This is a genomic window from Streptomyces aurantiaciflavus, assembly GCF_049808595.1.
In the GTDB taxonomy this organism is placed as follows: Bacteria; Actinomycetota; Actinomycetes; order Streptomycetales; family Streptomycetaceae; genus Streptomyces.
Genome location: NZ_JBNCAQ010000020.1, coordinates 131194 through 146692 on the forward strand (window position 1 = coordinate 131194; position 15499 = coordinate 146692).

The window sequence follows — 15499 nt, forward strand, 5'->3', positions numbered from 1 at the left end:
GCCGCTCTCCTCAGGACAGGTCGGCGATGACCGTCTTCGTCTCGAGGTAGTTCTCCAGGACCGCGTGCCCCATCTCCCGGCCCCAGCCGGACTGCTTGTAGCCGCCGAACGGGAGGGCCGCGTCCAGGGTGTTCCAGGTGTTGACGAACACGGTGCCCGCCCGCATGGCGTCGGCCGTGCGGATCGCCTTGGCCATGTCGCGGGTGAAGACACCGGCGGCCAGGCCGTAGGGGTTGGTGCGCTCGATGTCCACGATGTCGTCGAGCCGGTCGAAGGGGAGGACCACCAGCACCGGCCCGAAGATCTCTTCGTCGACGATCTTCATACCGGGCTCCGTCCCCGTGAAGATCGTGGGTGAGGTGAAGTACCCCGTGTCCGGCAGGGGTTGCCGGCCGGTGTGCGGGACGGCGCCGGCCCGCACACCGGACTCGACGTATCCCCGGACCCGGTCGAGCTGCTCCCGGGAGACCAGGGGGCCGAGCTGGGTCGTGGGGTCGGTACCGACGCCGACGACCAGCTTGTCCATCTCGGCGACCAGGCCCTCGACCACCTGGTCCAGCACCGGCCGTTGCACATAGAGACGGGAGCCCGCCATGCAGGACTCCCCCTGGTTGAAGAAGATGGCGCCGGCCGAGGCGGCCACCGCGCGGTCGAGGTCGGCGTCGGCGTAGACGATGTTCGGGGACTTGCCGCCCAGCTCCAGGGTGAGCTTCTTCAGGTTGCCCGACGAGACCCGGACGATCTCCTTGCCGACCTCCGTGGAACCGGTGAAGGCGACCTTGTCGACGTCCGGGTGGGCCACGAGGGCCGCGCCGGCCTCCCCGTCGCCGGTCACGATGTTCACCACGCCGTCCGGGACCCCGGCCTCCTGGATCAACTCCCCCAGCCGCAGCGCGCTCAGCGGGGTCTGCTCCGCGGGCTTGAGGACGACGGTGCAGCCGGCGGCGAGCGCCGGGGCGAGTTTCCAGGCCGCCATCATCAGGGGGAAGTTCCACGGGATGATCTGCCCGACCACGCCGATGGGTTCGCGCGTGGTGTACGACAGGAAGCTGCCGGGCGGCGCGGCCGAGAAGGGGATGGTGTTGCCCTCGATCTTGGTGGTCCACCCGGACATGTAGTGGAACAGGTCGGCGGCCATGGGGATGTCGGCGAACGAGGCGTAGGTGACCGGCTTGCCGTTGTCCCGCGACTCGGTCAGGGCGAGTTCCTCGGCGTGCTCCAGCACGAGGTCGCCGATCCGGTGGAGGATCCGGCCCCGCTGCGAGGGAGACATACGGCGCCACGGCGATCCCGGGTCGACGGCGGCGCGGGCGGCGCGCACGGCCCGGTCCACATCCGCGGCCCCGCCCTTCGGCACGGTGGCCAGCACCTGCTCCGTCGCGGGGTCGAGGGTCTCGAGGACGGCGCCGTCGAGCGCGTCCACCCACGCGCCGCCGACGAGCATCCGGCGGAGCGCCGTGGTCGGTCCGGCCGCGCGAATTTCCGTTACTGACATTCGTTGACTCCATTCTCGGATCCAGGGAAATCATCTTCTTCGGGCACCGGGACCTTTGACAGAATCCGCGTCCCGGATATTCAATGCAGGTGTCCGCAGCGCATGAGAATGCTGCGGTATTTCATGCTTCCCGGAAACGAGGAGATCCCATGAGCAACGCGTCCGAAAAGCCCGTGGCACTGGTCACCGGAGCCGGCCGCGGCATAGGCAGGGCCACCGCCTCGCTGCTCGCGGAGCGCGGCTACGCGATCGTCGCCGTCGACCAGGACGAGACCGCGCACAGCACGGCCGAGTCGGTCGGCGGGACCGGTTTCCGCTGCGACGTCCGGGACGCGGCGGCGCTCCGGACCCTGGCGGAGGAGCTGGACCGGCTCGATCTGCTGGTCAACAACGCCGGAGTGTGGACTTTCAGCTCCCTCGCGGAAATCGACGTCGAACATTTCCGTCGGGTTCTCGATGTCAATGTGCTCGGAAACCTGCTCTGCACCCAGATTTTCGCCCCCGTCATAGCCCGCAGCGGCGGCGGAGCCATTGTGAACGTGACCTCCTTCCTGGCCGAGACCGCCCGTGCGAATTCCGGTGTCTATCCCGCGGCGAAGGCCGCCGTCATAGCCCTGACGAAACAGGCCGCCGCGGAGTACGCCGCCGCGGGAATCCGGGTCAACGCGGTGGGCCCCGGTCTGATCCGCACGGAGGGGGCGGCCGACCTCTTCGGGCCGGACCCCGCCGAGCGCGCCCGGCGCGGGGCCTACCTCCCGCTCGGCCGGCTCGGCGAGGCCGACGACATCGCCGGTGTCATCGCGTTCCTGGGCTCCCCCGAGGCCCGCTACGTCACCGGGCAGACGCTGTACGCGGACGGCGGCATCGGCGTCGGCACCATGCGGTTCCTCCACGAGGCCTGGACCCCCTGACCGGACCCCGGCCGGGTCAGCGGTGCAGGTCCGCGAAGAACTGTCCGTGGAAGTCGTTCGGAATGTGGTGCGGCACCTCGGCCCGGCCCAGTTCCTCGAAGGACGGCCCGTCGAGCACCAGCAGGAACGACCGTCCGCTGCGGGCGTCCAGCACCCCTGACAGGACCACGCCGTCGTCCTCCGCGGTCCCGCCCGGGCGCGGTACGAAGACGCCCTCCCCGGGGAAGCAGCCCTTCTCGTACCAGGCCTTGTGCGTACCGGCCACCACGTCGACCTTCAGCAGCCTGTTCATCGCGCGCAGGCTGCGCGGCGAGTGCCCGAGGCCGTAGGCGTAGCGGTAGGCCCGGCCGTTGTGCCGCCGGTAGTCGATGCGCGGCATCTCCACGCCGGCGTCCGCGAGGGGCTCCCAGCCCACCGAGCCGCCCGAGCGTCCCAACGGCAGCCGGTAGCGCCGCAGTTGGTAGCCGTACGCCTCCAGGTCGAGTTGGTCCTCCGTCGGTTCGAGGCCGAGCACGGTCTCGTACGGATGATGTGTGGCCGCGATGTCGACCAGCAGCTCCCCGCCCGTCTCGACGGCGTTGACGTGGTGGAAGGCGAAGAACGCCGCGCTCTCGAAGGTGCCGACGAGTCGGCCCTCGCGCTTGTCCACGACCAGGAAGCGGGCCGGCCGCTCCGGCTGCCAGCTGAAGGTGTCCAGGAAGGGGTGGCGGGCCTGCCGGAAGCGTTCGGTGTCGATGACGACCGGGAACTCCACGAGGACGATGTGGTTCTCGGTCGCGGCGAAGCTGTGCATGTAGCAGGGTTCGTCGACGTCGACCGTGGCCAGCGGGCGCTGGACCAGCTCGCCCTCGGCGACGTAGAAGAGCCGGTAGGCGGGGCGGTCCGCCATCGAGGTGGTGTAGTTGATGAGCACCCGCCGGTCGAAGTCGTAGTGGGGGTGCGGGGTGGACGTCTCGCCCGGGACCTGGTCCTCGGACGGGAGCGGGCCCAGGGTGTCCAGGGTGTACGGGTCGAACTCGTTGGCCAGGGGCTGTTCGGCGAAGGCGAAGTACCGTCCGGCCAGCCGGGCCACGTTGACGTTGGTGTTGTCGGTGATGTTCGGGGAGTAGGCCGCGAAGTGGCGCCCGAAGAGCCGCTCACAGGGGTCCATGCCGAACTGCTTGCCGTAGAGCTGGTCCTTGGTGGTGGCCAGTTCGTACGCCGTCGACCGCAGGAACTTGTTGGCGTACTTCACCCGGCCGTCCGCGAAGGAGAACGCGTGCAGCATGGCCAGGCCGTTGAACCAGTGCGTGAGCCGGTAGTCGCCGACCTCGAACTTCGCCGGGCCGTTGCGCAGCAGCGTGCCGCTCAGCCAGTCCGGGACGGTGCCCCGGACGGGCAGTCGGTCCAGCGTGACCTCCCGGTCCAGGGTGGTGAATCCCGGGAAGTCCGGCAGCGGGGGCCTGGCCTGGCTCATGACGTCTCCTTCGCGTCGAAGGTCATCGGCATCACATGGGGACCGCGGAACGTGGGGGTGAGCGTGCGCTGGACTCCGGCGGGGTCGACCCCCGGCCGGCGCACCCGCTCCAGGAAGGCCCGTACGGCGATCTCGTTGACGAGCTGTCCGAGCCGTCCGCCCAGGCAGTAGTGGGCGCCGTGGCCCAGCGCGAGGTTGGGCGTGCGGGGACGGTCGGGGTCGATCCGGTCTGGGTCGGCGAACACCGCGGGGTCGCGGTGGGCCGCGCCGATCCAGACGAACACCTCCTGGCCCGGCTCGACGGTCCGGCCGCCCAGTTCGACCGGCTCGGTCGCGCGCCGTCGGGTCAGCTGCACCGAGCTGTCGTACCGCATGAACTCGGGCGTGGCCGCGGGCACCAGCGAGGGATCGGCGGCGACGGCCGCGTACACGTCCGGCTGGTCCAGCAGGGCCAGCACGGTGTTGCCGATCTGGTGGGCGGTCGTCGTGCGCCCGGCCGTCAGCAGGAAGATCAGGTTCCCCAGCAGCTCCTCCTCGCTGTGGAACTCGCCGTCGTCCCAGGCGTCCAGCGCCGTCTGCATCAGGTCGTCGGCGCGCCGGGTGCGCCGCAGGTCCAGTTGCCGGCGGAAGTAGTCCATGTACTTCCCGATGCCGCCCAGGTGGTACTCCGGGTTCTCCTTGCCGAACGGCCCGTCGTCCACGAGCAGGCCCCAGCTGACGATGAACTTCCACAGCCGGTCCCGGTCCTCCTCGGGAACGCCGAGGAGCCCGCACACCGTCGCCGACGGCAGGGCCAGGGCGTAGTCCGCCATGAAGTCCATCTCGCCGCGGGGCAGTACGGCGTCCAGCAGACGGTGCGCGGCCCGCTCGAGGTCCGGGCGCATCGCGTCCACGGCCCGCGGCAGGAAGGGCCCGGACAGCGCCCTGCGGATGCGCTGGTGGTCCGGCGGGTCGCTGACGAACACCTGGGTGTGCAGGGCGCGCAGGGGGGACGTGGTGCGCTCGGTGCCGGCCGCCGGGTCCCACTGCGGGCGGCGGGCGGAGAACCGCGGGTCGCGCAGCGCGGTCAGGGCGGTGTCGTAGCCGGTGACCATCCAGGCGCCGGCGTCGCCCATCCGCGGGTCCCACAGCACCGGGTGCGTCTCCCGGGCGCGCCGGTAGAGCGGGTACGGGTCGTCGATGAACTCGGGCCGGTAGACGTCGGACAGCGACACGTCGGGGGCGGTCGGCTGCGTCATCGCAGATCTCCTCGGTAGGTGACACCGGAAAGGCGCAGGGCACGGCGGTCGCCGTCGGGGCGGGAGACCGTCCACCGGCCGGCCTGCGGACTGCCCCGGACGACGAGCGCCGTGTCCGCGGCCGGGCGGGGGATCCCGGCCCGTACGTCGATGTGCCGGATCGTGAGCACGGGCCCCGCGCAGTGCTCCGCCGTGCGGCGGAAGACGTTCTCCAGCGCCGTCAGCGGCAGCGCGTTGACGGGCCAGCTGGGCAGCACCCACAGATCGCCGGCCGGGGTCTCACGGACCTCGGCGGCGCAGGTGCCCCGCGGACCGTCGCGCCAGCGGGCCCTGCGCAGGACGAGGCCCGACCAGCTCAACGGGAGGCCGCCGCCCGGTTCACCGGGCCCGTCCGCATCCGGCCGGGGCCGGTACGGCTCATCCGGCGCCGACGCGGCGGGCGGCTCGGCGGCGTGCTCGTCCTCCGTGTCCTCGCGGGCGTACACCAGGCACAGGCGGGCGGCCTCGCGGTCGCCGTCGGCGGGGTGGTAGCGGACGTCGGCGGTCCAGTGGCCGTCCGTGTAGCCCGCGGTGACCGTTCGGCGCAGGGCGATACGGCCGTGGCGCAGGCGCAGTTCGGGCAGGGTGACGCGGACGTCCCGCACACCGCGCAGGGTCAGCGGGGCGTAGTCCTCCGGCTGCACCCAGGCCGCGCCCCGCACCGCGTTCTCCAGCAGCAGCGACACCGGCAGCGAGGCCGCTCCGCCGACCAGCACGTCGGTCAGGACGGGGGCGTGCGCGCGGTCCAGGGCGATCAGCGCGGTCTGTGCCGTGTGCGGCACCTGGGCGTACGGCTCGCCGAGGTGGAACACGGCGGACAGCAGCTCGCGGTGGCCCGGCAGATCCGCGCTCACCCGGTAGCCGCGGCTCTGGTGCGGCCCGAGGGCCCGGCCCAGCGGGCCGATGTAGGTGATCTCGCCGCGGGAGCCGGCGGTCAGTTCCCGCGTCCACAGGTCGAGGCCCTCGGTGACGTCGAGCGCCGCCATGTAGCGCAGCGTGGCCTCGAAGTTGGCGACCATGCCGAGCCGGTCCCAGGTGGGCCAGCACAGCGTCATGACGGGGAACGGGGCCCGCGGCCGCGCCCAGAGGCCGAGGCGGGCCAGTCCCTCGTTGGCGGCGGCGTAGTCGAGCTGGCCGACCATGCCGCCCAGCCGTCCGGTGAGGGAGCCCACGTTGCAGAAGAACTTGAGCGGCAGGTGGCGTACCGCGGAGAACAGGTGGACGAAGCCGTCGACCTTGGTGGCGACGGTGCGCAGGACGTCGTCGTCGGTCTTCCGGGGCAGCCGGGCGGGCGTGTCGACGCCCGCGTTGTGCACGACGGCGGTGAGCGCGTTGCCGTACCGGGCGACCAGGGCCGCAGTCCGGTCGCGGTCGGTGATGTCACAGACCGCGTAGGAGATGCGCAGGCCTTCCCGGCGGGCCTCGTCGAGATGGCGGACCAGCTCCCGGTCGCGCCGGGCGGCGTGGACGGCGGCGCGGACGGCGGCCAGGGGGCGGCCCTGCCGGCGCCGGGCCCACAGGCTCCGCTCGTACTCCTTGAACCGCTCCTCGTCGGGCGTCCGGCACGGGTCGTCCGGGCCGGGCAGCGGGGTGCGTCCGGTGACGACCACCCGGCAGCCGTGGCGGGCCGCCAGCGTCCGGGCGAGCCGCCAGCCGATGCCGCGTGCGCCGCCCGAGAGCAGCACCAGGTCGCTCGCGTCCAGGGACAGCGCCGGCGGTCCGGCCTCCTCGCGGACCGCCTGCAGGGTGCGGCGGCGTCCGGCGCGGTGGCCGATCTCGAACAGGCCCCAGCGGTAGAGCTCACGCGTGATCAGCCGGGGCAGCTCCGCCAGGTCGGCCAGGTCGGTGTCCACGACGCGGGTGTTGCAGTTGGCGATCTCCCGGTGCACGGTCTTGGCGAGTCCGGCCCAGATGCCGCCGAGCGGCTGCACGGCGGCCGGGGGGCCGTCGGCGGGGTCCGGGGCATCCGGGCCGTCCGGGGTGTCGTACCCCATGGCGCCGCCGAGGTAGGTGACGGCCACGTAGAACAGGCGGCGCGCGTCCGATTCCCCGCGCCAGTGCGGGTAGCAGGCGCGCAGGGCGGTCACCGAGCGCCGCAGGGCGCGGCGGTAGCCGTGGTGCTCCCCCGGTACGAAGGGCTCGGCGTACCCGAGGTCCAGCAGTCCGTCGGGCACCTCTCCCGGCACCGGCCAGATCCCGTCGCCGGTGGTGCGGGCCTCGGCGCCCGCGGCGCGCAGGGCCTCGGTGACGGCCTGGGCGAGCGGGGGCGTGCCGCCGAAGACCAGGATCCGGGCGTGACGGAGGGCCGGTGCCGGTTCCGGGGGCAGGTCGGGTTCGGTGACGGTGCGCCAGCGGACGCGGTGCACCGGGGCGACGGCCGGGCCCGCCGGGTGGGGCGTGGCGGGTTCGGCGTGGGCCGAGGGGCTGGTGCCGGCGCTCATGCCGGGGGCGCCTTCCGCTCGGCCGGGCTGAGGTGCAGGAGCACTCCGGGCTGCGGGCGCAGGGAGACCAGCGCCGCCGGCCGGACCTGGTCGCCGTCGGCCGGCCGGAGCCGGTAGCGCCGCACCACCATGGCGACGGCGAGCCGCAGTTCCAGCAGGGCGAGGTCCATGCCGATGCACTTGCGGGCACCGCCGCCGAAGGGAAAGTAGTCGTAGCGGTCCCGCTGCCGGGGCGTACTGCCGCCGCCTGCGGCGCCGTTCGCGGCCGGGACGGCGTGGGCGGGGCAGAACCGCTCCGGCGCGTACGCCTCGGGGTCGTCCCAGACGGCGGGGTTGTGGTGGGCGGCGTACACCGGGACGAGGACCGTGCTGCCGGCCGGGACGTGGTGGCCGCCGATGCGGTCGTCGGCCACCGTGTCCCGGGGGAACAGCCAGATCGGCGGATACAGGCGCAGCGACTCGTCGACGACCGCCCGCAGATACGGCATGCGGTCCACGTCCTCGGCGGTGGGCACCCGGTCGCCGAGGACCTCCGCCAGTTCGGCGTCGAGCCTGCCGCGGACGTCCTCGTGCCGGGCGATCGCGTACAGCGTCCAGGTGAGGGCGCAGCCGGTGGTCTCGTGGCCGGCGAGGAACAGCGTCTTCAGTTCGGCGCGGATCTGCCGCTGGGTGAACGGCTCGCCGGTGACCTCGTGGGTCGCCTCGAGCAGGTCGGCGACCACGCTGTCGGGGCTGCCCCCGCCGCGCCGGTGGAGGTCGATGATCTCGTCCATGACGTCGTTGAGGGTCCGCTGGTGCCGCTTGAGCCGGCGCTGGTAGGCGGTGGGCACCCAGCGGGGCAGCATCTGCTTGACCTCGCCCGTGAGGATCATGGCCTTCAGGGAGAAGCGGACCGCGGGCAGCAGCCGGTCGGCGTACCGGCGCAGGTCGACGCCGAAGAGCATGCGGCCCAGCACGCCCATCGCCAGCCACATCATGTCGTCGGTGATGTCGACCGGTTCGCCGGTGCGCGCGCTGGGTTCCCAGCGCTCCAGCAGCTCCTCCACCGTGTCGGTGATGGTGCCGGACCGCGCGCGCAGCGCCGCGCGGTGGAAGTGGGGCCGGCTGACCGCGCGCCGGGTCCGCCACTCGGCGCCGTCGGTGGTGAGCATGCCCTGGCCGAAGAAGAGGCGGAAGCCGCGGTAGAACCGGCCGCGCTCGTAGTTGCGCGCGTTGTCCTGCAGGACGTGCTTGACCGCCTCGGGGTCGGTGACCTGGTGCACGAGGTAGGGGCCCATCTTCATCCGGACCACCCCGCCGTACTCGCGCTGGAGCTCCGTCAGCAGGCGCAGGGTGTCCTTCTTGAAGCTGCTGAGCGTGCCGAACAGCACCTTGCCGGTGGGTCCGGGCGCGTGCTCGGCCCGGTCCTTCGCGAAATCCGTGGTCGTCGTCCGGTGCTCCATCAGCCGGCCTTCCTCAGCGTCTCGGGGTCGGCGGGGTCGGGGAGCGGCTGTTTGTCCGGGGAGTACAGGCGCCCGGAGTCCGCGTCCACGTAGCCGACGACGGTGGCGGACACGTCCTTCATCTGGACGACGACCCGGCCGTCGGGGGTCACGGCGACGAACCGGTTGTCGGGTGCGGTGTGCGTCATGTCGAAGGCGGGCGGTGTGGCGTAGAGGTGGAGCCGGCCGTACCGCCTGGTGAGTTCGATGTCGTTGGCCTCCTCGTACAGGTCCACCCGGCGGATGGACAGGGGTGCCGCGATGGGCACGAGCCGGTCGTCCTCCAGGTGCAGGACACCGGTGCGGGCCAGGCCGTCGAGCAGGATCGCGGGGGTGAGGAACCGGGAGAGGACGGGGTCCCGGTCGGCGACGGCGGCGCGGTAGACGGACCGTTTGCCGAGGGGGTGCAGCCGGGTGCGGGCCGTGGAGACGAAGGGTCCCGTCAGGGACACCGGGGACGCCGGTACGTGATAGGGGTCGACGACGGGGGTGTCGTCGGCGTCGTCCCAGTGCTGCCAGGCCGGGGCCTCGGGCGTCTCGGGGCGCAGCAGCACCCGTGCGGAGAAGTGGACCCTGTCCTCGACCAGCAGGACGCCGCCGGGGGCCAGCACGTCGCCGGTGACGCGGACCTCGACCACGGTGAGGTCGTCCTCGCGGTCCACGACCCGGGCGGTGATCTTCTTGGGGGTGGAGCGGACACCCGCGTGGACGCGCAGGAAGTTCTCGAACCGCAGGTCCTCCAGGGCGACGGCCCGGCGGCCGGGTACCAGGTGGCGGGCCGCCTCCGTGGCGATCTCCACCACGAACGTGCCCGGCAGGGTCGGCACGCCGCGGACGGTGTGGTGGGCGAGGTACCCGTCGGTGGCCAGGTCGAAGGCGCAGGCGAAGACGGCCGAGTCGGCGTCCGCCGACAGCGGCTCGCGCAGGTAGAACGTGCCCTTGCCGGGGACGTCGGGCACGTCGGCGCCGGATGCCAGGTAGCCGGGGTAGAACCGCTCGATCGTCTCCCGTTCGGCCGGGCCGATGTGCACCACGGAGGCCGTACGGCGGTCGGCGTGCAGTTCCTGCAGGAAGTGGTGGACGCCCTCGTGGACCGGCATGTGGGTGTAGGACCCCGCGCGTTTGAAGTAGGCCCTGGTCAGTTCGCCGGCTCCCATGCCCACGGCGTCCCAGAGCGTCCAGCCGACGGTGAACTCGTCGGCGCCGTGCGCGGCGGCATGGGCCGCGGCCGTCGCGAGGTGGTCGTTGCCGGCCGCGTAGTCGGCTTCGCCGAGCTGGCCGAAGTGGCCGAGCAGCGAACCGAAGTTGCACCAGGTGCCGGGGGGCCGGCCGGCGAACGCGCGCTTGAGGTTGCGGTGGGCGAGGACCTTCAGATCGCGGATGGCCCGGAACTCGGCGAAGTCCTTGTCCCTGATCAGGGCGGATCTGTTGCGTCCGGCGGCGTTGATGAGCAGGTCCACGGCCGGCTGCTCGGCGAGGACGCGGTCCACGGCCCGCGTGACCGCGGCCGCGTCGCGGACGTCGCAGGTCAGGTAGGTCACCCGGCCGGGGCCGCACAGCTCCTCCAGGCGGCGGACGGTGCGGCGGGCCGCGCGGGCGTCCAGCAGCCGGTCGAAGGCACGGTTGATGTCCGCCACCGTCCGGCCGCCGTCCGCGAGTCGGCTGCGGATGTACGACTGCCGGGTGGCCGCGAAGGTGTCGTCGTCCCCCTCGAAGACGTCGTCGGGGTGGTCGTCCAGCGGGTTGCTGCCGAGCAGGTAGATCCGTGGGCGGAAGTGCTCCGCCAGGGCCGTGACCACCTCGGCCGTGATGCCGCGGGCACCGCCCACGGCGACCACGACGGAGTGGGGGCCGAGACGGGCGGTGACGCTCCCCCGTCCCGGGGCGCCGGAAAGGGCCTGCTCCGGCCGGAGCGTCGGGACGTGGCGGCGGCCGTCCATGTGGACGACCACGGGGAAGGTGCGGACGGCCCGGGTCTCCCGCTCCACGAGCAGGGCGCCCTTGCGCGGCCCCCGTTCGTCGGTGGCGAGGAGGAACGTGAGGGCGTCGGGCAGCTCCAGGCCCGCGCACTTGACCAGCCCCGAGAACAGGCCGGTGCAGGGGTGCACGACGCCGTCCGTGACGGCTCCGAGGAGCAGGGTCAGGAACGACGATCCGGGGCCGGCGAGGTCGGTGTGGGCGGTCTGCAGCACCAGGAACGCCGCGTCGTGCAGGGCGGTCAGGGAGGGAGCCAGGCCGTCCGGGGAGGCGGACGGGCCGGGCTGGGGGCCGGGCGGGGGCGCCGAGCGGGTCAGGTCGGTGGCGATCCGCAGGTGACGTACCGGCCCGTGGTCCGCGAGCGCCGCGCGGATCGCCTCGGGGGTGGGCTCGGGCAGGTGGTGCCAGCGGGGCCGGGTCGCGCTGACCGGCGCGGTGCACAGGACGGTCGCGTCGGCCGGCAGGTGCCGCAGGGACGCGCCCAGGTCGGGCAGGTCGGTGAGGACGACGACACCGGGCGGCAGGAACGCGACCCGCTCGTGGGCCTCGGACGCCGTCACTTCGGTGAGCACCGCCGCGTGACGCACGGTCTGCGGGGCCTCGCCCGTGGCCAGACGGCCGGGGTCGGTGAACCGGGCGGGCAGCGCGAGCGGCGCTGCCCGGGGGCGCCGGGCGGGCGGCGGCAGCGCCTCTCCCCGGGGCCCGGCCGGCCCCTCGGCGGGAACCGCCCCCGCCGGCGCCTCCCGGGACGGGATGCCGAGGGTCAGGCGGACCGTGCTCCGCGGGGTGGGGGCCGCCCATGTGACGTCCATCGTGCCCGCGGGTCCCAGCAGGGCCTGGAGGACGCCCACGGCGCCGGCCGCGCCGAGGTAGCCGGCGGGGGAGGGCGCGGACGGCCTCGCCACCGCCGCCCGGGGCGGGAGGACGTCGATACGGCGGTCCGCTGCCGGAGTGCCGCCGACGGTCAGGTCCGCGACGTGGCCGAGGACCGGCAGTCCCGCGGCGACGGCCCGGGACTCGGTGGTCAGAGCGAACAGGAAGGCGCCCTCGGCGAGTTCGGCCTCACCGCCGCCCTCGGGAAGTCCGGCGAGCAGGCGGGCGTACTCCGGCAGGGCGTTGCCGTTGACTCCACCCGCCAGGGCGAACTCCACCCGGCCGGACCGCAGATAGCGGGCGGCCGTCTCGATGGCGGTCAGGGTCGAGGCGTGGCCGGAGTCGAGCGTGATGTTCGGGCCCTTCAGATCGAAGTGGTTGGCGACCCGGGCCGAGATGACGTTGGGCATCATGCCGGGGAACGAGTCCTCGTTCGACGCCGGTATCTCGTCGCGCACCGACTGCCGCAGTTCCGTGAGCAGTTCGGGCAGTCCGGGCAGCGACGCGGTGGCCGGGTCCTCGGTGAGCGCCGTCTCGACGTCGTCGAGGAAGCAGCGGTTGGCGTACAGCATGGCCGCCCTGGTGGGCCCCATGTGACCGACGAACACCCCGGTCGACGCGGTGGTGGCGTCCCAGAACCCGGTGAGCCGGCCCCGCAGGTCGTGGGCGCACTCCAGGATCATCAACTGGCAGCGGTCGATGGCGCGTACGGTCGCCGGGGGCAGTCGTACCCGGTGCAGGGGCGGTGTCGGGTAGGAGGAACCGAAGCCGGTGGCCGGTCCGCTGCCCCGCCCGCCGATCCACTTCTCGACGCCGTCGCGGTCGAGGCCGGGGACGTGCGCCGACCACCCGACGAAGACCACCGGGTCGTCGCCGGTGCCGGCGGGCACCGCGGGGCGCGCGAGGCTCGGGCGGTGCTCCTGTACGAGCACGTGCGCGTTCGTGCCGCCGAAGCCGAAGCCCGACACGGCGACGGTACGGGGCCGGTCCGTCGGCTCCGGCCAGGGCACGTTCTCGGTGGGGATCTCCAGCAGGCTGTCGTCCAGGCCGAACGACTCCGGTGCCCGGGTGTACCGGAACTGCCGCGGGATCGTCCCGTGTTCCATGGCCAGCAGCGCCTCGATGACCGACACCACGCCCGCGGCCCAACCGGTGTGCCCGATGAGCGACTTGTTGGAGGTGACGTACGCCGGCCGTTCCCTGCCGAAGTGCTCGCGCAGGGTGGTGAACTCGGCGAGGTCTCCGGCCGGGGTGCCGGTGGCGTGCGCGATGATCCAGTCCACGTCGGCGGGTGAGCCGCCGCCGGCGAACGCGGCGCGGACCGCCAGGTCCTGGCCGGCCGCGTTGGGCGCGTAGACCGCCTTGCCCCGGCCGTCGGAGGAGGCGCCGACCGACTTGATCACACCGAGGACCCGGTCGCCGTCACGCCGGGCGTCGCCGAGCCGCTTCAGCACGACGACGCCCGCGCCGTCGGCGAAGATCACGCCGTCCGCGTCCGCGTCGAGCGAGTGGACCGCGCCGCGCCGGGACAGGCCCTGCAGCTTGGAGAAGAGCACGGTGCCCCGCGGGGCCAGGGCGAACGCGCCGCCGCAGACGGCGATGTCGTGCTTGCCGCTCAGCAGTCCCTGGGCGCCGATGTCGATGGCGTAGAGCGAGGAGGAGCAGGCGGTGTCGATCATCTGCACCTCGGTGTCCGCGGGCAGGACGTCCGCCATCGCGAGCTGTCCGACCCGGTGCGGCAGGAACCGCTCCGGGGCGTGGGCGCCGCGCCGGTACCGCCGGGCCAGGGTGTCGTGGACCGCGTCGAGGAGCCGGTCGCGCTGCGGTGCGGTGAGGTCGAGGGACCCGGCGATGCGACGGGCCCGCGTGTCCATGCCCGCGAGGACCCCGGCCTCCTCCAGGTGCTGACTGCCGTCGGGGGTGTAGCCCACCAGGAAGGAGTGGCGGGCTGAGGGGTCGCGGTGCACGCCCCGGAGCGCCTGGACCAGGCTGTGGCGCAGCCAGGTGGTGGTCAGCTCGTGGTCCGCGCCGGCTCCTGCGCCGGTGGGCGCGTTCATCGTCTCGACGGCTTCGGCGACCGGCTGGAAGCCGGTGATGAAGACGGACGTGTCCTGGTACGCCTTGTCGAGTGCCGAGGGGTCGGTCGAGTGGAAGGCCGCGCGCTCCCAGCGGTCCTCGGGCACGGGAACGAACAGGTCCGCGCCCGTGGTGCGCAACTCCCAGAACTCCTCGGGGCTGTTGGCGCCCGCGACGACCAGTCCCATGCCGACGACGGCGATGTCCTCGCCCACCACCTCGCCCGACGCGGCCCCGCCGTCACCCACGACCGCCCCGGCCGACACGGCCCCCTCGTCACCCACCACGGCCCCGGCCGACGCGCCCACGGCGTCACCCGCCGCACTCCCCACCGACACGGCACCACCACCGCCCACACCCTCGGCAGGACCGGCCACGTCACCCACCACAGTCCCGAGCGGCGCGCCCACTTCGTCACCCACGACCGCCCCGCCAGACGCGGCCCCGTCGTCACCCACGACCGCCCCGACCGGCGCGCCCACGGCGTCACCCACCGCACTCCCCACCGACACGGCACCACCACCGCCCCCACCCTCGGCAGGACCGGCCACGTCACCCACCACCGCCCCGACCGGCACCGCCACGTCGTCACCCGCCGGGACGGCAGCACCACCCGCCGCCTGCTCGGCAGGGGCGGTGGTCCGCTCTGCTCGCGGTGCGGTCGTCCCGTCGCGCCGCGGCGGGGACAGCAGGGCGGCCCCCAGGGACAGGCCTCCGTCGGCGAGGATGGTCTGGCCGGTGATCCAGCGGGAGTCGTCGGAGGCGAGGAAGGCCACGAGGGCGGCGAACTCCTCCGGTGTGCCGAGCCGGCCGAGCGGCGTGGCGTCCCGGATCACCTCCTGCATCGCCTCGGCGTCCGGGAACGCGTCCGCGACCTCACTGACCAGCATGGCCGCGGAGGCGGTGTTCACCCTGATGCCGAGCGGGGCGAACTCGACGGCCAGATAGCGGGTGAGCGCCTCGACGGCGGCCTTCGCCGGCGCGCAGGCCAGGTAGTTGGCCATCACCATCTGCGAGCTGCCGAGAGCCGACATCTGGATGATCGAGCCGCCGCCCCGACGGGCCATCAGCGGCGCCGCCGCACGGGCGCAGCGCAGGCTGCCCTTGTAGTTGGTGTCGAGGGCCTTGTCGAGGGCGGCGTCGGTGATCCGGTCGAACGGGAGCAGCGCGCCGTTCGCCGCGTTGTTCACCAGGATGTCGAGGTGGCCGAAGCGTTCGTCGATCTCCGCGAACATCCGGTCGACCTGGTCCTGCCGTGCCACGGAGGCCCTGATCAGGTCGGCCCGGGCGCCCAGCGCGGTCAGCTCCGCCTGGGTGCGTACGGCCTCGTCGTGGGAGTGGAAGTAGTTGACCAGGACGTGGGCGCCACGCTCGGCGAGGGCCCTGGCCACGCTCCGGCCGATGTTCCTGGCGCCACCGGTGACCAGGGCGAGTCTGCCCGTGAGCTGCTGCATCGCGAGATTGCTCCTTGTCGCGCGGTTCGGGACCGGGCGCGGGCGCACAGGCCGCGGC

7 protein-coding genes are annotated in these 15499 nt (G+C 73.3%); 1 reads left to right on the forward strand and 6 read right to left on the reverse strand.

What is annotated here, in order from left to right:
* Positions 1-10: 10 nt before the first annotated feature.
* Complete coding sequence (locus tag ACPT94_RS24180) at positions 11-1495, reverse strand: aldehyde dehydrogenase family protein (RefSeq protein ID WP_425246807.1); 1485 nt, start codon at positions 1493-1495, stop codon at positions 11-13.
* A gap of 149 nt (positions 1496-1644) precedes the next feature.
* On the opposite strand from ACPT94_RS24180, the gene ACPT94_RS24185 reads away from it, so the two are divergent.
* Positions 1645-2406 carry an SDR family NAD(P)-dependent oxidoreductase gene (locus ACPT94_RS24185; protein WP_360338093.1) on the forward strand — a complete coding sequence of 254 codons (762 nt, stop codon included), beginning with the start codon at positions 1645-1647 and terminating at the stop codon, positions 2404-2406.
* A gap of 16 nt (positions 2407-2422) precedes the next feature.
* On the opposite strand, the gene ACPT94_RS24190 is transcribed toward ACPT94_RS24185, so the two are convergent.
* From ACPT94_RS24190 to ACPT94_RS24210, 5 genes are read right to left on the reverse strand one after another with little or no spacing between them, the layout of a single operon-like run.
* Entirely contained in the window at positions 2423-3862 is a 1440-nt protein-coding gene (locus ACPT94_RS24190) for a carotenoid oxygenase family protein (protein ID WP_360338096.1), read from the reverse strand.
* Positions 3859-5100: a cytochrome P450 gene (locus ACPT94_RS24195; protein ID WP_360338099.1), complete on the reverse strand. Its 1242-nt coding sequence runs from the start codon at positions 5098-5100 to the stop codon at positions 3859-3861. The genes ACPT94_RS24190 and ACPT94_RS24195 overlap by 4 nt, the downstream gene beginning before the upstream one ends.
* Positions 5097-7580 (reverse strand): SDR family NAD(P)-dependent oxidoreductase, encoded by a 2484-nt coding sequence (locus ACPT94_RS24200; RefSeq protein WP_425246808.1) that lies wholly within the window; start codon positions 7578-7580, stop codon positions 5097-5099. Before ACPT94_RS24200 ends, ACPT94_RS24195 begins: the two co-directional genes overlap by 4 nt.
* The gene (locus ACPT94_RS24205; protein WP_425246809.1) at positions 7577-9022 is read right to left on the reverse strand and encodes a cytochrome P450; all 1446 of its coding nucleotides are present in this window, start codon (positions 9020-9022) and stop codon (positions 7577-7579) included. The genes ACPT94_RS24200 and ACPT94_RS24205 overlap by 4 nt, the downstream gene beginning before the upstream one ends.
* A complete protein-coding gene (locus ACPT94_RS24210; RefSeq protein WP_425246810.1) occupies positions 9022-15441 on the reverse strand; it encodes an SDR family oxidoreductase in 6420 nt (2139 codons plus the stop codon). Before ACPT94_RS24210 ends, ACPT94_RS24205 begins: the two co-directional genes overlap by 1 nt.
* Positions 15442-15499: the final 58 nt, after the last annotated feature.